A 26936-nucleotide genomic window follows, 5' to 3' on the forward strand; every position below is an offset into this window, starting at 1 on the left:
GGGCTCTCGGAGTGCCACTGGCGGGGCCAAGGTCCCAGCGTTCGGCCTTTGTGCGAAATATCCGTTTCGAGATGAGATCATATGAATACCTGAATAGGTGAACAGATGTTTTCGTACACCTGTCCACCAAGGAAAGGACACCCGTGAAACTCCACAAACCAGGCGTTCTGACGCTCACCGCAACCGCCGCAATCGGCGCACTTCTGATCACGTCGTGCAGTAGCCCGACTGGCACCGACTCCTCGGGCAACAACGACGGCCTGGTCTTGGCCGACGGCTACGAGCTGGGCGGCTACAACCCGGTCGCAGGCTTCGGCGCTGCCGGTGAGGCCAAGATGTACGACGGCCTCGTCCGACTCACCGGAGGGACCGGCATGCCGGGCTTCGAGCCGTCTCTGGCCGCGGAGATGCCCACTGCCAACGCCGACGCGACGGTCTGGACGGTCAAACTCCGCGACGGGGTCACCTTCTCCGACGGATCGACCTTCGACGCCGCCGACGTGGTTGCCACGTACAAGGCGATCCTCGATCCCGCTTCCGCCTCCGAAGCGCGTTCGTCGTACGACATGATCAGCGACGTCGTGGCCGTCGACGACAGCACAGTCGAGTTTCGTCTCGCCTACTCGTATGCGCCCCTGCTGACGAAGATGCTGATCGGCATGGTCCCGTCGGAATCCCTCGCGACATCCGGACTGGCCGCCGAATCGCCGTTGAACACCGCGCCTGTCGGTACGGGTCCGTACACACTCGTCGATCTCTCACCGGATCGAGCGGTCTTCGAGGCGAACGAGAACTACTGGGACGGTGCACCGGAGATCAAGAAGCTCACTCTCCTCTACGTTCCGGACGACAACACCCGCGCCCAACGTATGGTGTCGGGCGAGATCGACGGAACCAACCTCCCTCCACTGCTTGCCAATACGTTCTCGGGCAAAGACAACATGTCGGTGACTGCCCATCAGTCAGCGGACTGGCGCGGTCTCTCACTTCCGACGAACAATCCCGTGGCAGGCGACAAAGCCGTACGGATGGCGCTCAACCTCGCCGCCGATCGCCAGTCGATGATCGACAACGTCCTGGGCGGACACGGCCGCGTCGCCGCCACTCCGATCCCCGAGGTCTACGGCGATTCGTACAACCCGAACGCAACCTTCGCCTACGACCCGGCCGAGGCCGAGCGAATTCTCACCGAAGCGGGCTGGATCGAAGGTGCCGACGGAATCCGTTCGAAAGACGGTCAGCGGGCGCAGTTCACGATCATGTACAACTCCGTCGACACCGTTCGACGTGATCTCGCTCAGGCATTTGCCTCCGATGCTCTCGCTGTCGGCATCGAAGTGGATCTCGAAGCGCTCTCCTGGGACCGCATAGACCCTCGAATCAACCAGGATTCGACGCTTCTCGGTGGTGGAGACGAACCTTTCGATCCAGACACGCAGGCGTACGACGCGCTGAACTCGAAGTACATAGCGCCCGGGGTCGGCAGCATCTACGACAACGCCAGCGACTACTCCAATCCAGCAGTCGACGCAGGCTTGGAAGTAGGACGCCGCAGCCTGGATCAGGCAACGCGTGACGCCGCGTATCGCGACGTGCAGCAGGCGTACGTCGAGGATCCCGGATTTGTCATCCTCGTATTCCTCGACCATACGTACGTTTCGAAGGATTCCGACTGGCAGATCTCCGGACCTGTACTCGAGCCACACTCACACGGTGTGACCTGGGGCCCGTGGTGGTCACTGCAGACGTGGGCCAGAGGGCAATGACAGCGGTCGACGTTCGGGTAGACGCGCGGCAATCGCTCGACCACCGTGGCAACTCCCGCCGAAAGGCCATCCTCACGATGGTCGGTCGGCGGGCGTTGTTCATCGTGCCGGTGATCGCCGTGGTGTCCGCGGGACTCTTTGCCGCCGCCGCGATCTCACCGTTCGATCCACTTGTCGGCTACCTGGGCACGCGATACATGACGACCAGCGACGCGGACAAAGCGTTGATCGCCGATCAGATGGGTTTCGACAACCCCTGGTACAGCACGTACTGGAATTGGCTCCAGGGCGTGTTCACCGGTGATCTCGGGATCTCCAGATCGTTCAATCAGCCTGTTTCCCAAGTTATCTCCGAGCGTCTGCCATGGACCCTGCTGCTGGTCGGTATCTCACTCCTCATCGCGATTCTCGCCTCGCTGACACTCGGTGTTCTCGCCGGAATCCGCAGTGGAGGATTCTTGGACAAGACCGTGTCCGGGCTGAGCGTCGTGGTCCAAGGACTTCCGCCGTTTGTCTTGTCGCTGGGTGCCATCGCGCTCTTCGCGTTGACTCTCGGCTGGCTCCCGGTCGCCGGGTTGACCGACGGGGGTGCCGATCCCACACCGGGACAGGTGATCCGGCACTTGGTCCTACCGGTGACGGTCCTCTCCATCTCGCAGATGCCGTGGCTCCTACTCGCGGTCCGAGAATCCGTCGTGGGTTCGAAAAGTGAGGGATTTGTCGCGGGCGCCGTAGCACGCGGAATCCCGACGCCGACCATCACGAAACGCCACATACTGCCGACCTCACTGGCGCCTTTCGTGAACATCGTCGGCGTGCGACTGCCCGAGCTGATAGTCGGGGCAGTGCTGGTGGAAGAGGTCTTCAGTTGGCCAGGGATCGCCGGCGCCATCGTCTCGTCAGCCCGTGACCTCGACATGGCACTGCTCGCGTTCCTCACCGTCGGTACGACATTGACGGTCATGCTCGGCTCACTGATTGCCGACGTCCTCGTTGCAGTACTCGACCCGAGAGTGAGTACCGATGGCTGAACGACGCTTCAAGATCGCCGTCGGCGTGCTGATCCTCGTGGCGCTGTACGCGGCGTTGGTCCCATGGTTGGCCGACGTCGACGACCGAGTCACAGACTTCTCGGCGGCTCGCCTGGCTCCGTCGTTCGATCACCCGTTCGGAACTGACTCGGCGGGCCGAGATCTATTCGTGCGCATAGCTGCAGGCATCAGAACCTCACTTCTGATCGCACTCGCCTGCGCGCTGCTCGCCACGGTGATCGGCGTCGCCGTCGGCACTACGGCCGGACTGGTCGGCGGCTGGGTGGACAGGTTCGTCATGCGCGGCACCGATGCCGTCAACGCACTCCCCCACCTGTTGCTCGGCATCGTCATCGTCGCGATGTTCCGTGGAAGCATTGCCGCCATCGTGCTTTCGATCGCACTGACCCACTGGACCCAAGTGGCCCGGATCATCCGCTCCGAGATCTTGAGTCTGCGCGAGCGTCCCTACATCGACGCCGCCATTCTCGCGGGAGCCAGTCGACGTCACGTGATCATGCGCCACCTCGTGCCGGCGACGGCGCCGCAGGCTTTGATCGCAGTCGTTCTCCTGCTGCCCCACGCCGTCTGGCACGAATCGACGTTGTCCTTCCTGGGATTCGGCCTTCCCCCGCACAAGCCCAGTCTCGGGACGCTTCTCGAAGAGGCACGCAGTTCTCTACTCCTCGGCGGTTGGTGGACGCTGGCATTCCCCGCCGCAGTTCTCGTGATCGCCACCGTCGCAGTTGCCGTCGCCGGTTCGGCCCTGCGGTCGATGCTCACGCCCCCTCGACCTTCGGAGTTGCGACTGTGAACCACGGCCTGCGCATCGAATCTCTCACCGTCAGGATCCCTCTACTCGGAGGATCGGTAGTTCACGCTGCGAGCGACATCGACCTCGACGTTCCAGCCGGCACGGTGACCGCACTTGTCGGGGAATCGGGGTGTGGCAAGTCGATCATCGCCACCTCGGTCATGAACATGTTGCCGCCGAATGCTTCTCGAACCGGAACGGTCACCGTCGGAACACCGGACCTCGAGATCGACGTCTTCTCCGGCGCCGCGTTCCGTGGGCGGCACGTGGCTCTCGTTCCACAATCCGCCGCAACACATCTCACCCCCGTCCGGACTGCGCGATCGCAACTACAGGAGACGATCGACGCACTCGGCAGCGATCACACTTGCGATGCCTTGGCACTTCGCGTCGGACTCGAACCGTCGGCCCTGGACTGCTACCCGCACGAACTGTCGGGCGGCATGGCGCAACGCGTGGCCATTGCCGGTGCGCTGGCCGGGAATCCGTCGGTGATCGTCGCAGACGAACCCACCGCCAACCTCGACCGCGAACTCACCGACCACGTCATGGGATTACTTCGAGAGTGCGCGGACGCCGGAACGGCGGTCCTGCTCATCACCCATGACCTGGCATCCCTCACCCGCAGCGGTGTCGCTGATCGACTTGCCGTCATGTACGCATCACGCATCATGGAGACCGGTCCGGCCGCGCTGGTGTTCAAAGATCCGCTTCACGATTACACCCGAGACCTTCTCGGCGCCTTACCTTCCAGAGGTTTGACTCCCATGCCGGGATCGCCACCGCAACTCACCGATCTCCCCGAGGAGTGCGTCTATCACCTACGACGCCCGGAGTCGAAACAATCCGGTGGCCCGACCGAACTCGTCACACTGGGTGACCGCACGTACCGAACGCTGCGGAAGGTGGGCTGACATGAGTTTGCAAGCTCTGGGAATTACCAGCGGTTACCACCGGGACCGACCGGTGCTCGGGAACGTCTCGCTCGAAATTCCGCCGAGAAGGCTGATCGGCCTGAGCGGGACTTCGGGCACCGGAAAAACAACACTTGCAAGGATTCTCGCCACGTTGGACGCACCGTGGTCAGGCGAGGTGCGGATCGACGGATCACCCGTCGTGGGTACCAAATTCTCGGTACCCGCGGCACTACGCGGGACGGTGTCCATGCTGTTTCAGTCACCTCGCGCATCAACCGACCCTCGGCAGACGCTCGCCTCGATCATCGGTCAACCCAGCGATATTGCCAGTAGGTCAATCGATGTGGTCGCACTGGCAGCAGAAGTGGGCCTCACTCCCGATCTCTTGTCCCGTAGACCCCACCAGGTGAGCGACGGCCAACTACAGCGCGCCTGCCTGGCGAGATCGCTGGCGCAACAACCGAAATACCTCATCTGCGACGAGGCGACTGCGATGCTCGACGCCGCCACGACGGCCGCGCTCATTCGATTGATCGAGAGTCGCGCCTCCGAAACCGGCGTCGGCGTATTACTCATCAGCCATGATCGCGAATTACTCGACGCCTGCTGCGACGTGGTCCACGACCTCGACAGTATCAGCGCTTAGCCCCTGCGAAATCAACTCTTGACTCGAACACGTGTTCGAGTATGATTTGGGGAGGGGATCGGGGGATTCAATGAGCGTCTTGTTGTCGGATGTGGTGTCTGGTTCTGCGGTGGGGTTACGCGGACGCCTGTGGCAGTTGACTGCTGCCGAGTTGCGCGCTGCTGCTGTCGAGGCGAGTGCGGAGATTCTGCGCCTGGAAGCCGTTCGAGTGGCGGTGGTCGACGAGTTGTCGTTGCGCCCGGATGATCAGGTGATTGCCAGCCGCGGAGTGGGTGCGTGGTTGGCGGCTAACACCATGCTGCAGGTTCGGGACGGGAAAAAGATCGCCGCTCTCGGTGCAGCGTTGCGGCCGTTTCCGGCGGTGGCTGCTCGGTTCGATGGCGGGGATTGCTCGTTCGATCATGCTGTGTTGATCGTGGCGTTCTGTGAGTCACCGCCGAAGGGGATGCCGGAGGAGGCGCTCCCTCGTTGTATCGACCTACTGTTGGCGGCTGCGTCGGGGGTGGAGGCGACGACGACGAAGGTGCGGAACGTGATCGCGACGTTGGAGAGGTTGTTCGAATCCGATGAGATTCCGCCCGCCGAGGATGTCGATCTCAATGAGTTGCGAATCGCGTCGACATTGAACGGTCGGGTGGTGGTGCGCGGCGATTTCGACGCCCTCACCGGGGAAATGCTGCTGTCGGCGTTGTCGAATCTGACGATGCCCACCCCGGCACCCGATGGAACCCCGGATGCTCGGTCGACGGCGAAGCGCACGGCGGACGGGTTCACCGAACTGATCCGCCGTTACCTGGACTGCGCGAAAACCGGTACCGATGGTGGCCAACGCCCGCACGTGAACGTGCACATCAACGCACGTGATCTCGCTGAGCACCGTGACTGCGCCGCAACACCCTCCACTGCTGATGGTGAAGAGTCTGCGTCGGATCTCGATGTCGGGCACATGCCCTGGCTCGGACCACTGTCCGTGTCGCAGACCAGACTCCTCGGCTGTGATTGTTTCCTGTCCACCGTCCTGCTCGACAGTCACGGCGCGCCGTTGGATGCGCAACCAGGAAAACGATTGGTCACCGCCGAACAGCGAGTGGCGTTGATCGCCCGGGACAGAGGCTGCGCGTTCCCCGGCTGCACATGTGTACCGGCCTGGACTGATGCGCACCATATCCGGCACTGGGCGAACGGCGGCCCGACGGTGATGAACAACCTGGTCCTGCTGTGCCGTTCACACCACCGACTGATGCACCGAAAATCCGGGTTCGTCGGCAAATGGGAAATCCGAATAGGAGTCGACAACAAACCCTGGTTCATCCCGCCACCCTCGATCGACCCGCAGCAGCACCCGCGGCCGGCGAACACCACCTTCAAAACCTGAGGACGAACCTCAGGCATACAACTTCACGCCAGGTCCGCATCGGAGGAAGCACCTCCGATGCGGACCTGGCGTGCGTTCCTGTTGGTCAGCCTGCAACCGTCAAGTCGTAGAGGGTTACTCCGTCCACCGTTGTGGCGGTGAAGTTTTCGGTCACCCACGTCGAGATAGCGGTAGCGGTGCCTTCGGCGTTCATACCGCCACCCATCCCACCGCCGGCGATGAAGAAGTGAATCTTGCCCTCTGCCACGTACTGCTGGAACTGCGCGAGTGTCGGCGACGGATCGCTCCCGTTGAACCCTCCGATAGCCATGACCGGTGACTGCGTCGCAAGCTGATAACCCGAGGCGCTGTTGGACCCGATTGCCGCGGCTACCCACGTGAACTGGTCGGAGTTCTCTTCGAGTGTGGACACAACAGCGGCTCCCGGCGTGCTGCCCTGCAGTAGACCACCGGCACCGCCTCCCATTGCGCCTCGCGTTCCGTCGGTGGTCGGCGTGGTACCGCCCGGAACTGTTGCACCACCGGGTATCTGACCCATTCCTGCAGGGGGCGTGCCCGGCATTCCGGTCCCAGCCCCGTCAGTCCGACGGTTACCGCCATCAGCCGTGCCACCGAATCCGCCGAATCCTCCGCGGCCACCGCCGGGCCCGCCCATTCCACCTTCGACGCTCGGTCCGGCCGAAACTATGGAACCGGTATGCGGAGTGTTGATCGTGTCGATCGCGTATGCAGTCGGACCTGCCAGACCGGTGAAGATCGCTGCGAGAATCACTGCCACAGCCAATCGACCTCGCGTCACTGCCGGAATCAGCACTGCCACGGCACTGACGATGCCGACCACCAGAATGGTCCAGCGAAGCCACGGTACGAACGTAGGCGAGCGTCCGAGCAGTACCCACGCCATCGCGACGGTTGCGGCCAAGGACACCGCCAGAATGATGCGAACCCAGAGGACGTCACGATGACGCCACGCCACTACCGATCCTGAACCGATCAGCGCGGCGATCGCCGGCGCCAGCGCAACGGTGTAGTAGGCGTGGAAGATTCCCGCCATGAAACTGAAGGTCAGTCCGGTCACCAACAGCCACAGTCCCCAGACGCTGAATGACGCGCGCTGTGTATCAGCGCGGGGTGCCCTGCCTCGCAGCACGATTCCAGCCACCAGAAGTATCAGCGCAGCAGGAATCAACCAGGCGATCTGTCCGCCCTGGGCCGATTCGAACAGTCGGGCAATGCCGGTACTCCCCCACATACCACCGCCGGCCCCACCACCTGGTGCCATACCTCCCCCGGCCATACCACCTGCCGCCTCGCCCATACCTGGGAAACCGCCCGCAGCAGCGCCGGCCGCGGCATCACCAGCACCGCGCATTCCGCCGCCGCCGACGCTTCCGGTCTCGTTGCCGCTCAAGCGCCCGAGCCCGTTGTAGCCGAGCGTCAGTTCGAGAATCGAATTGTTCTGTGAACCACCGATCCACGGACGCGAGTCGGCCGGCCACAGTTCGACGATTGCCAACCACCATCCGGCGGAAACGATCAGTCCGCCCAGTGCCGCGAACAGTTGGAGTACGCGCTTACCCAGTTTCGGCGGTCCGGCGACCAGATAGGTGAGCGCCAGCGGTGGAACCACCAACATGACCTGTAATTGCTTTGTCAGGAAACCGAATCCGCAGAAGATACCGACCAACACGAGCCAGCGGGTGCGGCCGTCCTGCACGGCGCGCATCATCGCCCACACTGCTGCGATCATCAGGAGCACCAGCAGAGCATCCGGGTTGTTGAACCGGAACATCAGCGCCGCTACGGGTGTGAGCGCAAGTACCAGGCCCGCGAGGAGGCCGGCGGCCGCACCGAAATACCGTCGAACCGTTCCCCACAACAGTGCAACCGATCCGACCCCGAGGAGTGCCTGCGGCACCAACATCGCCCAGGAATTGAGTCCGAAGATGCGAACCGACAGCGACATCAACCACAGGGACATGGGCGGCTTGTCGACGGTGATCGAGTTTGCAGCGTCCGAGGAGCCGAAGAAGAAAGCCTTCCACGACACCGAACCTGCCTGTACCGCAGCGGCATAGAACGAGTTGGCCCATCCGGACGCGCCCAGGCCCCAGATGTAGGCGACTCCGGTGCCCACCAACAACACTCCCAGCGCCCACGGTTCCCAGCGCACCTGACGTTGCGGTTCCGGCGCTGGCAGCGGCGCGGCGAGTGTCTCTGCAGTGGCGGTCATCGATTGGCTCCTACGGATTGTGCGGTGCGAAACACCCAGCGCAGTGCGATGAATCGACTGACTGTGGCAACAAGATTGGCGATGACGAGTACGGCAAGCTCCACGTGCTTGGAAGCATCGGGCGCCATGACGTCGAGCACGAACAACGATCCGCTGGTGAGCAGTAGACCGAACCCGAACACGAGCAGGCCCTGCATCTGGTGACGAGCGGATCCTTCCGACCCTCGGATCCCGAAGGTGAAGGCCCGGTTGGCGGCGGTGTTGAATACCGCGGTCACCAGCAATGCGACGGCGTTGGCCCACTGCGCACCCATGATCGAGTGCAGAGCGAGGTAGAGCAGCGCGTACGCGAGCGTCGAAATGACTCCCACCACGGCAAAGCGTGAGAGCTGCCCGACCATTCCTCGTGGAACTCCGGGAACCAACGGTTCACGTCCGAAACTTGCCCTGAGCTCGGCCAATGGAAGGGAACCGGTAGACAGTGCTCGCCCGACACGGACCACACCTTTGAGGTCGGCAACTGCCGTGGCAATGATGTCCACCCGACTGTCCGGGTCGTCCACCCAGTCGACAGGGACCTCGTGAATCCGCATGCCCGCTCGCTCGGCCAGCACCAGCAATTCGGTATCGAAGAACCACCCGGTGTCCTCCACCAGCGGAAGTAGTTGCCGTGCAACATCGACGCGCATGGCTTTGAATCCGCACTGGGCGTCGGAGAAGCGAGCATGCAGTGCGCTTCGGAGGATGAGGTTGTAGCTACGTGAGATGAACTCACGCTTGGGGCCGCGCACCACGCGGGACGATCGTGCCAGCCGGGAACCGATGGCGATGTCCGAGTGTCCGGAGAGCAACGGAGCAATCAACGGCATCAGGGCGTTGAGGTCGGTCGAGAGGTCGACGTCCATGTACGCGACCACGTCGGCATCGGAGTCGCTCCATACCTGCCGCAGTGCTCGACCACGACCCTTCGCATCCAGGTGGACGACCCGGACGTCGTCGAATTCTTCGGCGAGGGAACGTGCGAGTGCCAACGTGCCGTCGACACTGGCGTTGTCCGCGATGGTAATTCGTGCAGAGAATGGCACCTGCGTGCGTAAATGCCGGCGCAGGCGCCGCACGCACGTCTCGAGGCCTGCCTCTTCGTTGTATACCGGGACGACCACGTCCAGCACTACAGTCGTCGCGGAGACCTCCTCTGCGTCCGTGCTGCCCGCGGTCTGCATGGCTTCTGTCGTCATGCGTCCTAGATTTGTCGGGCCGGCTCCGACGAACCTGCGTCCAGCCTGGGAGTTTCCTGGCAACCGGACGCGGGCTAATCTCGGGGTATGCCTTCAGTCTTCAGTGCCATCATCAACGGGGATCTACCAGGACGTTTCGTGTGGGAGGACGAGGACGTCGTCGCGTTCTTGACCATCGCGCCGGTAACGCAGGGCCACGTGCTTGTGGTTCCGCGAGCCGAGGTCGATCAGTGGCAGGACGTGGATCCTGAACTCTTTGCCAAGGTCACCGCTGTTGCCCGCAACCTCGGCCAAGCCGTGCGGAAGGCGTTCGACGCGCCTCGGGCGGGTCTCCTCATCGCAGGTCTGGAAGTTCCGCATCTTCACGTTCATGTTTTCCCCGCATACGACATGGGGAACTTCGACATCAGTGGCGCCGACACCTCGCCGTCACCCGAATCTCTCGACGAGGCACAGACCAAACTCAAGTCGGCGCTACGCGACCTCGGCTTCGAGGCAACTGTCTCGACTCGTTGATCGCATACCTTCGACCGAATTTCGCTGGCCGATAACTGGACTCCCCGCCGCAGCCTCCAACGGAGGTTGCGGCGGTCGCATTTGTCGCTCCTACCGACCGTGACCTGCGATTGCACACCGAACAGTCCGTTTCGCGCTGTCGCGCGAGCACGAGATTCGCTGCTACCGTGGGTCGCTGGTCCGGGACCTAGGGCCCTAAAACTGGTTCACGTGTTAACAGTCGGAGGACAAGGGAGCAATGCAGGAACGTGCCAAGATCAGTCGCCGACAGATTCTTCAAGGTGCTGCTGATCGGTTCGAAGTCACGGGGTACGGCAGCACGAGCATGAATGACATCGTGTCCGCGGCGCAGATGACCAAGGGCGCGGTCTATTTTCACTTCTCGTCCAAAGACGAACTGGCTCAGGCGGTGATCGAAGAACAGCACCAGATCTCGATCAGTGCCTTCACCGCAGTTGCAGCCACAGGCGCACCGGCACTGGAACAGCTCGTCATGGTGTGCCACGAGATGGGCCGCCAACTCGTCGCAGAACCTATTGTTCGTGCGGGAATCCGACTTACCCTCGAGTTGGCCTCTGCCGACGGTTCGCAAGGCCCGTACGTCGCGTGGATCCGCGAGCTTCGAAAACTGGCCGAGGCCGCGAAGCTCGAAGGCGACATCCGCGACGATGTGGAGCCGGAATCGGTGGGTCGCGTAGTGATCTCGGCATTCACCGGCGTTCAACTGGTTTCGAACGTGCTCACCAGACGAAGCGATTTGAACGACCGTATCGACGAATTGTTCACCCTCCTGTTGGCAGGCGTGGTCTCCGACAAGCGACGCAGCGACGTCGCCGAACTGGTCGGATGTCGCCTCGAAACTTATGCGTCCTGATCCGGAGAACACCCCGACGCCCGGATGATTCGGCGTATCAGCACCGAACCGTGCGCCAACCTTCGTCGATTCGTACAAGACCCCCCGTCGTCGACTCACTATCGTCAGATCCACGAATAACCCAGATACATGGATACCGACGAAAGGGCTTCTCGAATGACCGAAACCGCCACGTACGTTGAGAGCGCACAGCAGGAGATCGCTGCTGTACTCGCCGAAGCGAAGACCGATGCCTACGTCCACGCACGCGACATCGATTCCGGCGAAGAGTTCGGCTACGGCGCGGACGAAGGTGTCATCCTCGCCTCCGTTTTCAAGATTCCTGTTGTGCTTCAGTACGCCCGTGAAGTAGCGGCAGGCACCCTTGATCCGACCGAGCACGCCACGGTGACCGCCGAGTTCCGCTCCGGCGGCATCGGTATCGGCGGCTGCGCCGACGACGTGACTGCAAGCTGGCGAGACCTCGCTCTGCTCATGATGAGCTTCAGCGACAACGCCGCCACGGATTTCTTGTACGAGCGTCTCGGACTCGACAACATCGTCGCAACGCTGCGCGGGCTCGGTTTGGAGAAGACCAACTTGGTCCGTGACTGCCGAGGCCTCTTCAAGACGGTCTACGACGACCTCGGCGTCGACAAGGGCACCTTGCTGGAAATGCCCCCCATCGAAATTCTTCGGACAATTTCCGTCATGGATCCCGCCCGCTCCAATTCCAGTACTCCTCGTGAGATCACAATGTTGCTGGCTGCAATCTGGAGGGATGAAGCCGGCCCCGCATCGGCTTGTGAAGAGGTCCGAACCATCATGAGCAAGCAGGTCTGGCCGCACCGCCTTTCGTCCGGTTTCCCCGACGAGGTCACTGTCGCCGCCAAGACCGGAACGCTGGGACTGGTACGAAACGAAGCCGGCGTCGTGGCGTACCCGGACGGCAAGCGTTACGCCGTCGGTGTCTTCACCAAGTCCCACGAGCTCACCCACCGCGCCCCGAAGATCGACGCCTCCATCGGAACCGTCGGCCGCATCGCTGTCGAAGCACTTCGCAACAACAGCTGATCCGAACCCACTGACAAAGAATGCGGGTCGCGCTGAGAAATCAGTGCGACCCGCATTTTTCGGCTTTCGAGCTAGCGTGGACCGCGCAGACGAAGATGCACCATCAACCGGAAGCGGACGTTGGGGTCGTCGAGATCCAACGCGGCCATACCCTTCAACTTGCTGAGGCGATACCGAAAGGTGTTGGGGTGCACGTGCAATGACGCCGCGGCGTCACCGACATCACCGAACGCGTTGAGCCACGCATCGAGAGTGTCCACGAACGAGGTCGCATGAGCGGCGTCGTGGCTGGCGATCGCCTCGATCGGTCCGAGGTCCGAGAACCCTTCGGCTGCAGCTTCCGACGCGATCTCCAACAGGATGGCATCGACGTGGACGCTACTGAAGGTGGCGACGCTGCCCGACGCTCGTCCCGCCAACAACACTTCGAGGGCATGTTCGGCGTCGCGCTTCGATCGGCTCAGCTGCGCCGGTCTGGTCACGACCCGGCCGATCCCGATGATCGTGTCGCCGGACGCTCCGGTGCGGTCCAGGAAGTCCGAGGCCACACGGAACGCCTGCAACTCGGCTTCGGCCGGGGAATGCCCTCGTACAGACAGCACCGCGTAGCCGGTTCCGTTGACCAAGGCTGCCGCCGACTGCGAGTGGACGGCGCCGAGGTGCATGGCCAGAGCGTCGGTCAGTCGCACCACGTGGGCGGCATCGTCCGGCTTCGACGATCCCTCGAAAGACCTACGACCCAAAGCCATCACGAGTGCGGGGCCGGTCCCGAGACCGAGGCGATTCATCGCGTCGACCGCACCTGACCCACCGTCGAGAAGGGTTGCGATCAGGTCTGCGCGCAGTCGGCGCTCGGCGTCGGCACCGCCGCGCAACCGCAACATCTGCAGCGCGATCAACCCGGCAGAATCGCGCAGAGCACGCATCCGGTCGTCGGACATCGGCTCACCGGTTGCCACCCACATGGAGCCGAGGAACTCGTCGCCGGCTCTGATGGACACGGCGATACGACCCATTTTGGTACCGAGGGTCTCGGCCGAGACCCACACCGGATCGTCGCTGCGATAGAGCCGGTCGAAGACCCCGGCCTCTTCGAGCACTCGAATGTACTGGTCAGGAACTTGCCGCTCCAGAACGGTCGCGATACGTGGACCGTCTCCTTCTTCCTGGCGGCCGGAGAAGGCGATGACCCGTGAGCTGCGGTCCTCGATCGTGATCGGCGCATCGAGAAGTGCGCTGACAGCGTTGGCGAAGGCGAACAGATCGCCGGCCGGGCCGCCTCCGCGTGAGTGGATGTGCCCGACTTCGTTTCGGGCCGAGAGCACCGAATGAAGCAGGCTTGTCAGCTGAACCCACGAAACTCCACGCGCCAAGGCCAACAGCACGACGCCCGAGGCGATGACGGATTCGCGGTCCGCATCGCTGACCTCGGTGGTCACTCGCGCGACCACCACGCGTACTCCGCGCTCGGCCAGGCCGGCCACGGACTCCGCGATACGTTCGCCTCCGGTGACGCCGACGAGCAGCACCATGGAGTCCGGTGTCGAGGGTGAGTCGTCGTCGGGGTCGTGAATGACCACCGAGGCGATCTCCTGGACCGCCTCCGGGTCGCCGACAACCGGATTCAGCACCGTAGTTCCCACGTCTTCGAGAAGCCGCACCAAACTGATGCGAGGTCGTACGGTGCCCACGTCTATCACTCCTTCGTCCTGTGAACGAAGTGTGTCATAGTGATTCGTCAAAGCCGATCCATGCCGATCCATTCGACCGACGTGGTAATTGCTTCGAGCAGGTCGGGGATCGGTTCGACGCCGATACCCGGTCCTTCCGGAACCTTCACGTAACCGTTGTCGAGTACGAACGGCTCGGTGATGTCTTCGGCGAAGTACCGGTCGGAAGCCGATGTATCGCCTGGTAGGGCAAATCCGGGGAGCGCGGCAAGCGCGACGTTGGCGGCCCTGCCGATTCCGGTCTCGAGCATTCCGCCGCACCACACGGCAATTCCGTTGGCCTTGCAGACGTCGTGGATACGACGCGATTCCAGATAACCGCCCACACGTCCCGGTTTGATGTTCACCACGCTGCACGCACCGATTGCCAGCGCGTCGGCGGTGACCTTCGCGGAGGTGATCGACTCGTCGAGGCAGACCGGCGTCCGCATCATCTCGGCCAGCCTGGCGTGGCCACGCAGTTCCTCTTCGGGAAGCGGCTGCTCGATCAGCAGGAGGTCGAAGTCGTCGAGTCGCTGGAGATGACGGGCGTCAGCCAGGGTGTACGCGGTGTTCGCGTCGACCTGGAGGAGTACGTCGTCGCCGAACCTCTCGCGGACTGCGCGAACCGGCTCGATGTCCCAGCCCGGTTCGATCTTCAGTTTGATGCGCAGGTATCCGGCGTCGAGGAACCCGCCTACCTCTTCGAGCAGTTCGTCGATCGAATTCTTGATACCCACCGAAACACCCGCGGGTACGCGATCGACTACTGCACCCAAGTACGAAGACATGCTCGTCCCGGCAGCCCGTAACTCGGCGTCGAGAAATGCGGTTTCCAGTGCCGCTTTGGCCATGGGGTGCCCGGCGAACTGTTCCATCGTCGCGCTCAGTGCGTGCACGTCGGGATCGGTGAGTTCACCCAGAGACGGAATCAGGAACTTACGAAGGACTTCGGCGGCGCCGTCCGTGTATTCGGAGCAGTAGCGAGGCTCGGACATCGCCACGCACTCGCCCCAGCCCTCCGATTCCGAGGTGACCACCTTGACGAACAACACGTCCTTGGTGGTCTCGGTGCCGAACGAGGTACGGAACGGCGCCTTCAACGGCATTGCCGCCCGGCGTAGTTCAACTCCGTCGATCTTCACGATGTAACCTCCGCTGTTGTCCTGCCTGCCTGTGTTCCCGGCGCACGGTCCAGCACGTACTTTCCGGTTCTGGTAACTGCGAGAACCACTCCGTTCTCGGCGAGCACACCACCGAGAGTCTCGCGGACTGCCAGGCGCCAGTCGTTCGCTGCCGTCGGGTCCGACTTACGCAGTGTGTACACGTCATTCGGTGTAGCCACAGTGACGAATCGATTCTTGGTCGACTTCAACACGGGCAGGCCGGCTTCGGAGACGGACAGCAGTTCGCTCGCCCCCAAGGACTCGGGAGTCGGGACTTCTCCCGAACCGGCGACGACGTCGGCAACCTTGCTACTACCGATTTCCCAGTCGATCAACAACCGGTCGCTGTCTGCGCCGCCGTTGAGACTGTCGTTCATCGGCGCGTAGAAACGCGGCAGATACTGGATCGGGAACGCACCGAGTTTCGAGACGTTGAAGTAGGCATTGCGTGCGACGAGCGGGTCGAAAGTCCACCGCACGTGGAGAATTCCCCGTTCCAGTGCCCACGCTCGCTGGAACAGTTTCAACGCGAGGCCGATGTGCCCGTTCTGCACGTTCGGCAGGATCCCCGTGATGTGTGAATGCAAAGAACGATGTTGCGGTTCCTCGAAGAATGCAACCGAGCCGCCGATCAGATCTCCGCCACGAAACGCGCCGGCGACGTAGTTACCGGAGTGTGCGAGCGCTTTCATCATGTCCCGATGGACGGGAGGGTTACCGCTCTCCGGCTGCCATACCTTCTCGAACAGACCGAATACCTGTTCCAACTCGGCATGCCCGGTGACGGTTTCGATAGTCACACATGCAAGCAGAGCGGCCTGCTCGGCCTGGCTGATTGCCTGCCGCATCCGTGAAGGCGATACACCTCCGAATGGTTGAACGGTCTTGCGTTGGACATTGTTCGGCGACGTCATCGTCACAGTCCTCCCTCCAGGATTCGAGTCACCAGACCGGCCAACAAGGTGGCGCGCGGGATCATCTGATCTATCTCTACGTGTTCTGTCGCTGCGTGGGCGCCACCGCCGACGGCACCGAGGCCGTCCAACGTGGGAGTTCCTACTGCGGCAGTGAAATTTCCGTCCGATGCACCGCCGACGGCACAGTCGCGCAGCATCCCCAAACCGCTCTCACTGCTGACCTGGTGAGCGAGAAAGTACAGCTTCTCCGAAGACACTGATTCCAGTGGTCCACGGTTGGGGCCTCCGGACACCGAAATTCGACTTTCGGCCAGCGCCGGTGTCAGTGCACGGATCGAACGGTCGATGCGTTCCTGTTCCTTCGCCGACCACATGCGAACGTCACACCACAGTTGCGCTTGCGCTGCAACAGTATTGGTGGTCGTGCCGCCACTGATCACGGACGGAACCACCGACGTTCCCGCCGCCGGGTCCGCGAGCTCCACCACGGCCTGAATCTGGTGTGCGAGCTCCACTACAGCGTTCACACCTCGTTCCGGTTCCAGTCCGGCGTGTGCAGCGCGTCCCTCGATGTCGACGCAGTACAGCGACATACCCTTGCGCGCGGTCTTCACTGCGCCGTCGGCTGCGGCTTCGAGGACCAGCACCGCGTCGACCTGACGTGCTTGCTCCTCGATCAGTGCGCGCGAGGTCGGGGAGCCGATTTCCTCGTCGGAATTGAGGAGCACGACCACCCCGTCGAGCGACGGAAGCGATGCGAGCGCGTGGAAGAGCTGGACGATGCCGGCCTTCATGTCGAAGACTCCGGGTCCGGTGGCGATGTTGTCGGTGACAGACCAGGGCAACTCCGCGAGCGTTCCGAGCGGCCAGACGGTGTCGAAATGGCCCAGGAGCATCACCTTCGGCTCCGCGCCGAACGACCAACGCAAGTGCTGGCGCCCGTCTATGCGGATACGTTCGGGGGTGCTTCCGAGGTGGCGTTCGCCGATTTCGGCCACCACGTCCGCACATGCATCGACTGCGCCGAGATCGGAACTGGGCGACTCGGCGGTTACCAACGCCGCCAGGTCTGCCACCATTGATTTCTTGTCCACTCCGACGCTCTCCTGTCACCGACTTGCAACTTCGCAGTCAAGCTTGGTCGAAGCGACCCTGTCGGATCTTGTCCAAGACTCCTGTCCTTCGGGCTCGGATTCGTCGTGTGTCACGAACAGCTGGGTGTCATCAAGCAGGTGTGTCAGGTACCGATCTCTGTTCGGGCGGCAAACAGCTCGGGAAAGAAGCTCAACTCCAGCGCACGTTGCAGGAAGCCGGCACCACCACTCGAACCGCCGGTCCCCTTCTTCATGCCGATCACCCGCAGCACGGTCCGAAGGTGCCGGAACCGCCACAGCTGAAAGCTCTCCTCGAGGTCGACCAACTCCTCGAACGCCTCGTACGCCGTCCAGTGCTGTTCGACGTTCTCGTAGATTGCTTTGACCAGCGGAATCAGTTCGTCGTTTCGCACGTAGGGCGCGCTGACGTCTCGTTCGAGAGCCGACGCCGGAACGTCGTACCCCTGCCTGGACAGGTACCGCCAGAACTCGTCGTACAGTGTCGGCTCCCCGAGCAGGGTCTCCAACAATCGATGGGCGGACGGATCCGATTCGAACACCTTCAGCATGCCCGCGTTCTTGTTTCCGAGCACGAATTCCACGGCGCGGTACTGGTACGACTGGAACCCCGATGAGTTGCCGAGAACGCCCCTGAACTCCGCATACTCCGCCGGCGTCAGTGTCGCCAACACCGACCACTGCTCGGTCAAGGTGGCCTGAATGTGTTTGACACGTGCGATCCGCTTGAACGCAACCCGAATGTCGTCGGCAGCGATCGCTGCTCTGGCCGCCCGAATCTCGTGGAGAAACAGCTTGAGCCACAACTCGCTGGTCTGGTGCTGAATGATGAACAAGAGTTCGTCGTGGTGTTCCGGCTCGCTCACCGGGTGCTGCGAATCCAGGAGGGTATCGAGTCCGAGGTAGGCCCCGTAACTCATCTTCCCGGAAAAATCGGTGACGACGTCGTCTTCGATCTTTCGTGTGCCGTCCGTTGCCGACATCTTCGGTCTCCTTGTCAGAATTTCGCCGGGGTCTGAGGAACGATCATGGCCACCAATGCGGCAGCGCTCGTCGCTCCGACCAGGACTCCGAATGCAGCCATGTACGAGAACTGGTCCACCATCCATCCCATCACGAGCGGGGTGATGAAACCGGCGAACTGACCACAACCGTTGATCAAACCCATTTCGGAACCGAGGAATTCGGCCGGAAGTGCCCGCAACGGCATCGCGAAGATCGACATCGAACACAGACCGCTGATGCCTAGAGCCAACGTCTCGTAGAACGTGAACATCGCGACGGTGTCAGCGGTGGTCATCAGGAACAACAGGACTGCCGACGTGGCCATACACGGAACCAGAAGGATCCTGGCCCGGTCGTGGAAGTACTTGTCCACCAACCGCCCGCCCACAATCGTGGCCAGCGCCGTGACGATGAAGGGGATTGCGGCAAAGATTCCCGTGTCGATCAGCGAGAGTCCCTTGTCGTTGAGCAGATAACTCGGCACCCAGGTCATCAGCCCGTACGCGGACATGTTGGCCAGGCAGAACAGAATCGCGAACTTCCACACCGACGCGGACTTGAACACGGCGGCGCGAGAGTGCTCGCTCGCCAGAGGTTGCAAGGCTGCCTCGGGATCTTCCGAGATTTCCGTGTCCAACGGTGCGGGCAGCACCAACCACACCACCGTGCCGATCACTGCGCCGACGATCGCCACCAGCCAGAACGCGTCACGCCACCCCACGGCCATGAGGACCGGCGCGATGATCAGCGGTGCGATGCCGGGGCCGAGGTTGTTGGCGCCGAGCATGAAACCCATCGCGGTCGCCCTGGTTTTCGGACGCGTCCGCTCAGCCAAAGCCTTGAACGACGCCGCTGGAAAGAGCCCCTGGCTGATGCCGAACATCGCACGCATGACCATCAGCGAGACGAGACCCCACGCGAACCCTGTCAACGCTGTGAACACCGACCACAGGATCAAAGCAACGATCAACAGGGGCCTGGGTCCGAAGCGGTCGGCCAACATTCCGCCGGGGACCTGCCCGAGCATGTAGAAGATCGCGAATACCGAGACCACGCCACCCAACTGCGTACTGCTGAGCGAGAATTCGTCGCCGATCATCGGAAGCGCAAGCCCGATCATGACGCGATCCACCATGTCGATCAACCAGATGGTACTGAGCAGCCCCACCGTAACGGTGGTCGTACGACGAATCGACCTGTTGTCCATCATATTTCGAACCGGACCGTCGCTCGCCCGCGACGGTCCTTCCACTGTGACGCGTTCCGCCTTCATCAAGCCTCCCGAATTGTCTTGTGCCGCATGGACTGGAACATTGAAAAGACTGATGAAGTGTGACAGCGAACACGTCTACCGCATTGGTCCGTTTCACCAATAGCCGAAGCAACGTTTGGTCGGTCGGAACATGTTCTGCCCCAAGAGATGACAAATGCCGCCGGCGCACACGGCGTCGGCGGCATTTCGCGATGGAGTCGCTACTTCACTACGTGCGATTGGCGACTGCCACGATCGTCGAGACGCCTGCGGCTGCAAGCCGGGCATTGACAGTGATCAGACCGAGAATGTCGTCGACGCTGCCGAGTGTGTGCGAAATCGTACGATCCGAAATCCGTCGCGAGCCGGGAACAGCCTCGGCGAGTTCAGCTCCCGTGGTGGTGGGGTGAACGATCTCGAGGGTCCATTCGTCACGCAGCTCGACCGGCTTCAGTGTGTCGGCCTTACGCACTGCGCGCTCGGCTCCTGCTCGGATCTGCTCGCACGCCAGCGACGGCGGCAGCGAATTGGTTGCCGACCATCCATGTGCCTTCTTGACCTCGACGGTCTCGGTTGTCGGCGAGGCCGCGTCGACCAAGCCGCAGATGATGTCGTCACCCGTCACCAGGCCGACGGGAACGCCCTGGGTGGCAGCGTAGAGGGTGTTGACGTCGGTCTCCGAGACGGACTTGCCGTCGAGGCGGACGTCGGCGAACAAGCTCGAGAACGTGTGCGCCAGGACGCCGGGCCCACCGGCGGGTGCGTGATAGCCGACAAACAGCGCGACGTCGTGATCGGACGTCAGTCCCTCCGCCATGCACTGCATCTTCGGTGTTCCGAAGATCAGACGCGCCCGTGGATCCAGGTCGGCGTGAAGCAGATTGTCCATCGTTCCGTGGCTGTCGTTGACCAGGACGCTCGTCGCACCGGCGTCGAACGCACCGGCGATCGCGGCATTGGTCTCGGCGGTCATGAGCATCTGCGCACGGTGGTAGCCGCCACCGCCGCGGATCGTCTGATCGAGCGTCGCGATACCCGCGATACCCTCCATGTCCACCGAAATATAGACGTGCATTCCTGTCCTCCATCGATCTCAATCGGCTGAATTGATAACTTCGCTTTCACCTTCACACTCGAGCGCATCCGTTTCTTGTCCGCTCGAACGGTGAGTCGGCCTCCATTTGGGACGTTCACACCAGAATCCGATACCCGAGCCGTGAAACCATCGGGACATTCGCCGGGCCAGGCGGTTCGACCAACGACAGGAGTGCAGCGCTGATGCAGGTCCACGACATCGTGTTCACCGGCGGCCGTGTCGTCGATCCCGCATCGGGGACTGACGAGGTTCGGGGCATCGCGATCACCGACGGCAAGGTCTCGGCGTGGGGTCGCGACGCGATCGAAGCCCGGCAGACGATCGACGTGACCGGTCAGGTCATCTGCCCCGGATTCATCGACCTGCACAGCCACGGACAGGAAATCGCCGAGCAGCGACTTCAGGCATTGGACGGAGTCACGACGGCCCTCGAACTGGAAGCCGGCGTCATTCCTGTTGCAAAGGCATATGCCCGGGCCGGCGCCGAGGGCCGCCCGATCAACTACGGCTACGCGACGTCGTGGGCGCACGCCCGAATGATCGAACTCTCAGGGGCCGATCCCGACGGCGACATCAGAACGCTCCTGCACCATCTCGGTTCCCCGAGCTGGCAGGGCGAGCCCACCGCCTCCCAGCGCGCCCACATTCTCGAACTCCTCGAAAACGATCTGGCCGCAGGCGCTCTCGGCATCGGCGTGGTGGTCGGGTACGCGCCGAAATCCGATCCGGTGGAGTACCTACAGGTGGCGGATCTCGCGGCCCGAGCCGGTGTTCCCACCTATACCCATGCGCGCCCGCTCATCTCGGCCGATCCGTCGAGCCCGGTGGATGGTGCCGTCGAAATCGCCCGTGCAGCAGCCGAAACCGGCGCACACATGCACTACTGCCACGTCAACAGCACCTCGGGAATGCACGTCGACCACGCGCTGTCGGTGGTGGCACAAGTTCAGGCAGCCGGATCGCGCGTCACGACGGAGGCGTATCCGTACGGTTCCGGGTCGACGGCCGTCGGAGCTGCGTTTCTCGATCCCGACAAGCTGCACCTGATGAATCTGACACCACGGTCGCTGACATTCGTACCCACCGGTGAACGTATCGCGGACCGCAAGCAGCTGGAACATCTTCGGGCCACCGACCCCGGTGGACTGGTGCTGGTGGAGTTCCTCGACGAGAACGACACCGTGCAGCGCGAATTCCTCGAACGGGCGATGACTTTCGATCGCGCCGCCATCGCGAGCGACGCGATGCCACTGACCTGGCCCGGCCGTTCGCCTGCCGACGCATTGCAGTGGCCACTGCCGGAGAAGGCACTCGGCCACCCCCGCGGCGCCGGCACCTATGCACGTGCGATTCGTACGCTGTACCGCGAGCGTCGACTGCTGTCGCTGTCGGAGATAATCGCGCGCTGCTCGTTGATCCCTGCGCAGATTCTGGAGGAGTCGGTTCCCTCGATGGCGACGAAAGGTCGGATCAGCCCCGGTAGCGACGCGGACATCCTCGTTTTCGACCCCGAGCGAATTACCGACAACGCCACGTACATCGACGGCACCCGCCCCTCCACCGGTATCAGCCGCGTGCTGGTCGGCGGAGTACCCGTCGTCGAAGACGGTGTCGTGGTCCAGGACGCGTTGCCTGGTCGCCCGGTACGCCGCTCGTAGCCGGATCTCATTCTGACCTGCATAGTTCTGACAGAAAGTCACCACACATGAACACATCGTCTGCAATCAACGGCACAATCGATGCCATGACGGATTTCGCGAACCCCCCGATCGGTTGGCAGCACAAGGCCTTCGGCACCGACCTCGAAGGTCGCGACGGTTCCGACCTCGAGCCGCTGGGGATCTCGGCACTCGACGGCAACCTCCTGCTACCCGTGATGACACTCAACCGTGCAGCGATCGCGCACAATGTCGACCTCATGGCGCAGTTCTGCTCCGACCACGATGTGGATCTGGCGCCTCACGCGAAGACCACGATGAGCCCCGAACTGGTTCGACGGCAACTCGACGCCGGGGCTTGGGCGATGACGGCGGCAACCGTTGCGCAGGCACGCATTCTGCGTGAGTTCGGTGTGGACACCATCATCATCGCCAGCCAGGTTCTCGATCCCGCCGGTATTCGGTGGATCTGCGACGCCCAGGCCACCGACCCCGATTTCTTCGTCACCACCCTCGTGGACTCGGTCGAGAGCGTCCGCCTGATGGAACAGTTGATCGCGAAAGTCTCACCGGCCAGCCGTATCCGGGTTCTCGTCGAACTCGGCTACGACAGCGGACGCGCGGGCGCTCGCACTGTCGAGCAAGCACTCGACGTTGCACGCGCAGCATCGCAGGCACCTTCGTTGATACTCACCGGAGTCGAGGGGTTCGAGGGCATGATGCCCGGAGCCTCGGTAGCAGCCCGCCGTATCTCCGTCGATTCGTATCTCAAATCCGCGCGGGTTTTCACGGAAATCTGTGTGGCCGAGAACCTGTTCGAGAACAACTCCGCGAAGGCTCCCCAGCCACTGGTCACTTTCGGCGGCAGTGCGTTTCACGATCTCGTTGTGCGCGAACTGGCCGGCCGATGGGCACTCGACAACGGTGTACGCATCGTGCTGCGCAGCGGTTGCTATATCACCCATGATCACGGTCTCTATGCCGAAACTTCGCCGTGGGCTGACGGTCCGCGAACTCTGCAGGGAGCCGCAGAGGTCTGGGGTGTAGTGCTCTCCATACCTGAACCCGGACGGGTGATCCTGGGCTTCGGCCGCCGCGATGTCGGTTCCGACGCAGGCTTTCCCATAGTCCTGTGGCGCCGACGCGACGGATTCAACCGATCAGCGCGAGAGCTGACGATCACCGCACTCAACGACCAGCACGCGTACGTCGACGTTCCGGCTGACTTCGACGTGAAGGTCGGCGATCTGCTCGGTTGCGGAATCTCGCATCCCTGCACCACATTCGACAAGTGGTCACTGATTCCCGAGGTCGATTCGGATTACCGCGTCGTCGGTACGGTGCACACCTACTTCTGAGGGGACCGGTTGCGGTAATCCGGCGTCAGTCGTCCTTCGGGTCACGCGGCAATTCGACGCGGAACGTCGTCCCCTGCCCGAGGGAGGTCTCGACGCTGACGGTTCCGTCGTGCGCTGCAACCAAAGCCGAAACGATGGACAGGCCGAGACCGGCGCCCCCGGTCTCACGGGTGCGAGAGGTGTCGGCGCGGTAGAAACGCTCGAAGATCCGCGCGGCATCCTCGTCACTCAAACCCTGACCGGTATCCGAAACCTCGACCACCGCGGAGTTCTCGGTCGTACCGACACGAACGGTGACCTGCGCATCCGGCGGCGTGTGTTTGATCGCGTTGCCCAGCAGATTGGCGACTACCTGACGCAGCCTGGCCTCGTCACCATGCACTTCGGGCAGGCCTGGGCCGCCGGTCATCTGAAGTTCGACAGTTCGATCCGGTGCGATCGCTCGTGCCGCCTGTACCGAATCCGCCGCAACTGCAAGCAGATCCACAGGATTGTTCTCGAGTGGACGCTGTTCGTCGAGTCTTGCCAGCATGAGCAGATCTTCGACCAGAAGTCCCATCCTCGACGCCTCGCCCTCGATCCGGTTCATCAGCGTTTCCGTATCAGTCATGGCGCCTTGGCGATACAACTCGGCGAACCCACGAATAGTCGTCAAGGGTGTGCGCAACTCGTGGCTCGCGTCGCCGACAAACCTACGCATCTTCTCCTCGGAACGCCGTGCCGATTCCTCCGAAGCCTCGGTCGCGGCAAATGCGTGTTGAATCTGCGCGAGCATTCCGTTGAGCGCCACGGACAGTCGACCGACCTCGGTGCGGTCATCGCGCTCCGGAACACGTCGATGAAGGTCGCCGGCGGCAATGGCAGCGGCAGTCTCCTCCACCTCTACCAGCGGACGGAGGCTCCGACGAACCACGAAATACGCTGCGCCGCCGAGGATCAGCAGGACAACCAGACCGATGCCGAGTTGCAGGCCGACCAAGTCGTCGACGGTCTGCTCGTTATCCGTCAGTCGCACACCGATAGTCGTGGTCGTGCCGTCGCGGACCGTCGTGAGAACCCGCCAGTTCACGTCCGAACCGTCGCTCGATCCGACGGTGATCGGGCCGTTGGTGGAATCTTTCGACAGGTCGGGTTCGGTCGTCGTCGACTTGTCGTTCAGGATGATCACCCGTCCGTCCGGGGTCACGGTCCGAACGAAGAAGGGGCTGGGTGGGCGGGTGCCCGGGCCGACGTCACTGGGCGGCTGCAGGTCTCTGCTGTGCGGCTTTGCCCAACCGTCGACCGCTTCGTACAGCGTTTTGTCGGTTCGCTGGGTCAGTGAGTTCTCGAGAGCAGAAGTGACCGCTACACCCGACGCCAACAGACCCAGCGCGGCCAACACCAGCAAGGCCGCAACCAGGGTGAAGCGCAGCGGCAGTGAATGGAGACGGAAACGACCCCGCTTCGGAAGCTGATCGTTTTCCGCGGCGACGATCATTGCCGCGGTTCACGCATCACGTAGCCGACCCCACGCAATGTGTGAATCAGCGGTGTCTCCCCCGTGTCCACCTTGCGCCGCAGGTAGGAAACGTAGGACTCGACAACTCCGACCTCCCCACCGAAGTCGTAATTCCAGACGTGGTCGAGAATCCGCGGTTTGCTGAGAACCGTCCCGGCGTTGACCATGAAGTATCGGAGCAGTGTGAACTCGGTGGGCGAGAGTGCAACCAACTCGCCCTTCTTCCAGACCTCGCGGGTGTCGTCGTCGAGTTCGATGTCGGCGAACTTCACCCGCGGCGACTGCTCCGGCGCGACACCGCGACCGGCGCGGCGCAGGATGACCCGCAACCGCGTCACGACTTCTTCGAGGCTGAACGGCTTGGTCACGTAGTCGTCCGCGCCGAGGGTCAGGCCGCTGATCTTGTCGTCGAGCGAATCCTTCGCCGTCAGAAACAGGACCGGCGCGTCCACACCGTCGGCGCGCAGGCGTCGAAGCAGACCGAAGCCGTCCATCCCGGGCATCATGACGTCGAGAACGATCGCGTCGGGACGGAATGTCCGTGCGACGTCCAGGCCTTGGGCGCCGCTCGAAGCAGTTGCCACCTCGAAACCCTGGAATCGGAGGCTCACGGAGAGCAACTCCACGATGGTGGGTTCGTCGTCGACAACGAGGATGCGGGCTTCGGGGGTCTTGTCGGTCACGAGAACCATCTTCTCCCCTGCCACTGGATTCCCGCTGTATGTTCCCTGGGAGTTTCCTGTGAACGGCCGGGTGCAGGTGAAAGCTGACAGCAGGATCCCGGCAAGGATCCAGGCTTCGATCGGCTGGCAAGGCACACGTGACATCAGCGGATTCAGCTACTTCAACGCACTGTCGATGGAGACTGTATTCGCGGACGCTGCGGTGTGGGTCGCCGACGCAGTTCAGACAAATTTGGCCGGCTACGACTTCGTTCAGTGGCCGAGTCGAGGACGCCATCTGCTGGTTCCTCGACTTCGAGACGGGGAACCGGTGTGGATGGATCCGCACGGCGATGTGACGATCAGTCGTATCGGCGGGTTGTGCAAAAATTCGACGAATTATGCAGCAACGTAGCCCAGTTCAAATCGCTCAGCTCTACGGTCCTGTGGCGTCCGCGCTGGTCGGCGGTGTGGTAGCCGCGTACGCAGTGGCCGAGTCCCGAGTTGACGACTTCTCCTTCTCCGACGCCGGCGTTATCTCGGTGGTGATCACGCCGCAGTGGGCGGGAGCAACTGCCGCTGTGGTTGCGGCCGTCGGCGTAGCGCTACTGCATCGCTGGGGACGTGGCGGTCTCGCGAGTGTCTTCGCTGTGGTCGGCGCCCTCGCCATCGCGCTACCTGCATTCGTCCCCGTCTCCGCCCAGATTTCGGTGACTCTGAACGCAATCGGAGCAGGCGCTTTCCTCGCGGCAGCGGCATTTCCGACGAAGGGTCACCGCGGAGCACAAACCGCTCTCGGACTCGGCGTAACCACGACGACCCTGTACTTCGGCGCAGCGGACTTATGGCGCGATCGCGTCCCCAGGTGGTCGCTCACACTTCCGGGCGATTCCTACCCCGTGCCGTCCACGGTTCCCGTCTGGATTCTGCTCGCCGCAACTCTTCTCGTGGGTGGAGTCGCCGCACTCGCACGACCGAATCAGGAGCCGGGCGACATCGACGCACGCCTGGTGAAGCTGGGAGTTGTTCTGCCCCTGGTA

The 26936-nt window shown here is 62.6% G+C and carries 23 protein-coding genes; 12 read left to right on the forward strand and 11 right to left on the reverse strand.

Going from position 1 to position 26936, the window contains the following annotated elements:
- The first annotated feature begins 143 nt into the window (after positions 1-143).
- The 6 genes from ATN37_RS19255 to ATN37_RS19280 all read left to right on the forward strand — a co-directional run bounded on the left by ATN37_RS19255 (position 144) and on the right by ATN37_RS19280 (position 6549).
- Complete coding sequence (locus tag ATN37_RS19255; protein WP_218695511.1) at positions 144-1766, forward strand: ABC transporter substrate-binding protein; 1623 nt, start codon at positions 144-146, stop codon at positions 1764-1766.
- A complete protein-coding gene (locus ATN37_RS19260; RefSeq protein WP_007734398.1) occupies positions 1763-2797 on the forward strand; it encodes an ABC transporter permease in 1035 nt (344 codons plus the stop codon). Before ATN37_RS19255 ends, ATN37_RS19260 begins: the two co-directional genes overlap by 4 nt.
- Entirely contained in the window at positions 2790-3611 is an 822-nt protein-coding gene (locus tag ATN37_RS19265; protein WP_007734397.1) for an ABC transporter permease, read from the forward strand. Before ATN37_RS19260 ends, ATN37_RS19265 begins: the two co-directional genes overlap by 8 nt.
- Positions 3608-4525: an ABC transporter ATP-binding protein gene (locus tag ATN37_RS19270; RefSeq protein ID WP_218695512.1), complete on the forward strand. Its 918-nt coding sequence runs from the start codon at positions 3608-3610 to the stop codon at positions 4523-4525. The genes ATN37_RS19265 and ATN37_RS19270 overlap by 4 nt, the downstream gene beginning before the upstream one ends.
- Position 4526: 1 nt before the next feature.
- Positions 4527-5174, forward strand: a complete 648-nt coding sequence (locus ATN37_RS19275; protein ID WP_218695513.1) for an ABC transporter ATP-binding protein — start codon at positions 4527-4529, stop codon at positions 5172-5174.
- Between the two features lie 70 nt (positions 5175-5244).
- The gene (locus tag ATN37_RS19280) at positions 5245-6549 is read left to right on the forward strand and encodes an HNH endonuclease signature motif containing protein (RefSeq protein WP_218695514.1); all 1305 of its coding nucleotides are present in this window, start codon (positions 5245-5247) and stop codon (positions 6547-6549) included.
- An 85-nt stretch (positions 6550-6634) separates the two neighbouring features.
- Here ATN37_RS19280 and ATN37_RS19285 read toward each other — a convergent pair whose 3' ends face one another.
- Together ATN37_RS19285 and ATN37_RS19290 are read right to left on the reverse strand one after the other, a co-directional pair.
- The gene (locus tag ATN37_RS19285; RefSeq protein WP_218695515.1) at positions 6635-8782 is read right to left on the reverse strand and encodes a glycosyltransferase family 39 protein; all 2148 of its coding nucleotides are present in this window, start codon (positions 8780-8782) and stop codon (positions 6635-6637) included.
- Positions 8779-10020, reverse strand: coding sequence for a glycosyltransferase (locus ATN37_RS19290; protein ID WP_007734387.1), 1242 nt, complete (start codon positions 10018-10020; stop codon positions 8779-8781). Before ATN37_RS19290 ends, ATN37_RS19285 begins: the two co-directional genes overlap by 4 nt.
- An 87-nt stretch (positions 10021-10107) precedes the next feature.
- On the opposite strand from ATN37_RS19290, the gene ATN37_RS19295 reads away from it, so the two are divergent.
- From ATN37_RS19295 to ATN37_RS19305, 3 genes are all read left to right on the forward strand, one after another.
- The gene (locus ATN37_RS19295) at positions 10108-10536 is read left to right on the forward strand and encodes an HIT family protein (RefSeq protein ID WP_064074148.1); all 429 of its coding nucleotides are present in this window, start codon (positions 10108-10110) and stop codon (positions 10534-10536) included.
- Positions 10537-10774: 238 nt separating this feature from the next.
- Entirely contained in the window at positions 10775-11410 is a 636-nt protein-coding gene (locus tag ATN37_RS19300; protein WP_064074149.1) for a ScbR family autoregulator-binding transcription factor, read from the forward strand.
- A 156-nt stretch (positions 11411-11566) separates the two neighbouring features.
- A complete protein-coding gene (locus tag ATN37_RS19305) occupies positions 11567-12463 on the forward strand; it encodes a serine hydrolase (RefSeq protein ID WP_007734380.1) in 897 nt (298 codons plus the stop codon).
- A gap of 71 nt (positions 12464-12534) precedes the next feature.
- Here ATN37_RS19305 and ATN37_RS19310 read toward each other — a convergent pair whose 3' ends face one another.
- From ATN37_RS19310 to ATN37_RS19340, 7 genes are all read right to left on the reverse strand, one after another.
- Positions 12535-14154: a CdaR family transcriptional regulator gene (locus ATN37_RS19310; RefSeq protein WP_003945928.1), complete on the reverse strand. Its 1620-nt coding sequence runs from the start codon at positions 14152-14154 to the stop codon at positions 12535-12537.
- A gap of 47 nt (positions 14155-14201) precedes the next feature.
- The gene (gene menC / locus ATN37_RS19315) at positions 14202-15317 is read right to left on the reverse strand and encodes an o-succinylbenzoate synthase (protein ID WP_218695516.1); all 1116 of its coding nucleotides are present in this window, start codon (positions 15315-15317) and stop codon (positions 14202-14204) included.
- Positions 15314-16252 (reverse strand): GNAT family N-acetyltransferase, encoded by a 939-nt coding sequence (locus ATN37_RS19320; RefSeq protein WP_202426978.1) that lies wholly within the window; start codon positions 16250-16252, stop codon positions 15314-15316. The genes menC and ATN37_RS19320 overlap by 4 nt, the downstream gene beginning before the upstream one ends.
- Before the next feature lie 2 nt (positions 16253-16254).
- Positions 16255-17349, reverse strand: coding sequence for a M20 family metallopeptidase (locus tag ATN37_RS19325; protein ID WP_003945833.1), 1095 nt, complete (start codon positions 17347-17349; stop codon positions 16255-16257).
- Positions 17350-17492: 143 nt separating this feature from the next.
- Positions 17493-18350 carry a tryptophan 2,3-dioxygenase gene (locus ATN37_RS19330; protein ID WP_003945883.1) on the reverse strand — a complete coding sequence of 286 codons (858 nt, stop codon included), beginning with the start codon at positions 18348-18350 and terminating at the stop codon, positions 17493-17495.
- A gap of 14 nt (positions 18351-18364) precedes the next feature.
- Positions 18365-19645: an MFS transporter gene (locus ATN37_RS19335; protein ID WP_218695517.1), complete on the reverse strand. Its 1281-nt coding sequence runs from the start codon at positions 19643-19645 to the stop codon at positions 18365-18367.
- A 208-nt stretch (positions 19646-19853) separates the two neighbouring features.
- A complete protein-coding gene (locus tag ATN37_RS19340; RefSeq protein WP_007734371.1) occupies positions 19854-20699 on the reverse strand; it encodes a M55 family metallopeptidase in 846 nt (281 codons plus the stop codon).
- Between the two features lie 203 nt (positions 20700-20902).
- Here ATN37_RS19340 and ATN37_RS19345 point away from each other — a divergent pair, with 203 nt between their 5' ends.
- On the forward strand, positions 20903-22378 hold the full coding sequence (locus ATN37_RS19345) for an amidohydrolase family protein (protein ID WP_218695518.1): 1476 nt from the start codon (positions 20903-20905) through the stop codon (positions 22376-22378).
- Between the two features lie 47 nt (positions 22379-22425).
- The gene (locus ATN37_RS19350) at positions 22426-23736 is read left to right on the forward strand and encodes an alanine racemase (RefSeq protein ID WP_218695519.1); all 1311 of its coding nucleotides are present in this window, start codon (positions 22426-22428) and stop codon (positions 23734-23736) included.
- 25 nt (positions 23737-23761) lie between these two features.
- Here the strand turns inward: ATN37_RS19350 and ATN37_RS19355 are convergent, their stop codons facing one another.
- A complete protein-coding gene (locus ATN37_RS19355) occupies positions 23762-25213 on the reverse strand; it encodes a cell wall metabolism sensor histidine kinase WalK (protein ID WP_218695520.1) in 1452 nt (483 codons plus the stop codon).
- Positions 25210-25926, reverse strand: a complete 717-nt coding sequence (locus ATN37_RS19360) for a response regulator transcription factor (RefSeq protein ID WP_007734368.1) — start codon at positions 25924-25926, stop codon at positions 25210-25212. The genes ATN37_RS19355 and ATN37_RS19360 overlap by 4 nt, the downstream gene beginning before the upstream one ends.
- 49 nt (positions 25927-25975) lie before the next feature.
- Between ATN37_RS19360 and ATN37_RS19365 the strand changes: the two genes are divergently transcribed.
- The gene (locus ATN37_RS19365; RefSeq protein ID WP_007734367.1) at positions 25976-26311 is read left to right on the forward strand and encodes a hypothetical protein; all 336 of its coding nucleotides are present in this window, start codon (positions 25976-25978) and stop codon (positions 26309-26311) included.
- Positions 26312-26936 lie beyond the last annotated feature (625 nt).

The sequence above is a fragment of the Rhodococcus sp. MH15 genome (genome assembly GCF_019266045.1).
Classification (GTDB): Bacteria; Actinomycetota; Actinomycetes; order Mycobacteriales; family Mycobacteriaceae; genus Rhodococcus_F; species Rhodococcus_F qingshengii.

Bases quoted from the DNA above. Each gene is read 5' to 3' on its own strand.
- ATN37_RS19260 (WP_007734398.1), top strand. From the start codon at position 1,763: ATGACAGCGGTCGACGTTCGGGTAGACGCGCGGCAATCGCTCGACCAC.
- ATN37_RS19265 (WP_007734397.1), top strand. From the start codon at position 2,790: ATGGCTGAACGACGCTTCAAGATCGCCGTCGGCGTGCTGATCCTCGTG.
- ATN37_RS19275 (WP_218695513.1), top strand. From the start codon at position 4,527: ATGAGTTTGCAAGCTCTGGGAATTACCAGCGGTTACCACCGGGACCGA.
- ATN37_RS19280 (WP_218695514.1), top strand. From the start codon at position 5,245: ATGAGCGTCTTGTTGTCGGATGTGGTGTCTGGTTCTGCGGTGGGGTTA.
- ATN37_RS19285 (WP_218695515.1), bottom strand. From the start codon at position 8,782: ATGACCGCCACTGCAGAGACACTCGCCGCGCCGCTGCCAGCGCCGGAA.
- ATN37_RS19290 (WP_007734387.1), bottom strand. From the start codon at position 10,020: ATGACGACAGAAGCCATGCAGACCGCGGGCAGCACGGACGCAGAGGAG.
- ATN37_RS19295 (WP_064074148.1), top strand. From the start codon at position 10,108: ATGCCTTCAGTCTTCAGTGCCATCATCAACGGGGATCTACCAGGACGT.
- ATN37_RS19300 (WP_064074149.1), top strand. From the start codon at position 10,775: ATGCAGGAACGTGCCAAGATCAGTCGCCGACAGATTCTTCAAGGTGCT.
- ATN37_RS19305 (WP_007734380.1), top strand. From the start codon at position 11,567: ATGACCGAAACCGCCACGTACGTTGAGAGCGCACAGCAGGAGATCGCT.
- ATN37_RS19320 (WP_202426978.1), bottom strand. From the start codon at position 16,252: ATGACGTCGCCGAACAATGTCCAACGCAAGACCGTTCAACCATTCGGA.
- ATN37_RS19330 (WP_003945883.1), bottom strand. From the start codon at position 18,350: ATGTCGGCAACGGACGGCACACGAAAGATCGAAGACGACGTCGTCACC.
- ATN37_RS19335 (WP_218695517.1), bottom strand. From the start codon at position 19,645: ATGAAGGCGGAACGCGTCACAGTGGAAGGACCGTCGCGGGCGAGCGAC.
- ATN37_RS19340 (WP_007734371.1), bottom strand. From the start codon at position 20,699: ATGCACGTCTATATTTCGGTGGACATGGAGGGTATCGCGGGTATCGCG.
- ATN37_RS19345 (WP_218695518.1), top strand. From the start codon at position 20,903: ATGCAGGTCCACGACATCGTGTTCACCGGCGGCCGTGTCGTCGATCCC.
- ATN37_RS19350 (WP_218695519.1), top strand. From the start codon at position 22,426: ATGAACACATCGTCTGCAATCAACGGCACAATCGATGCCATGACGGAT.
- ATN37_RS19355 (WP_218695520.1), bottom strand. From the start codon at position 25,213: ATGATCGTCGCCGCGGAAAACGATCAGCTTCCGAAGCGGGGTCGTTTC.
- ATN37_RS19360 (WP_007734368.1), bottom strand. From the start codon at position 25,926: ATGGTTCTCGTGACCGACAAGACCCCCGAAGCCCGCATCCTCGTTGTC.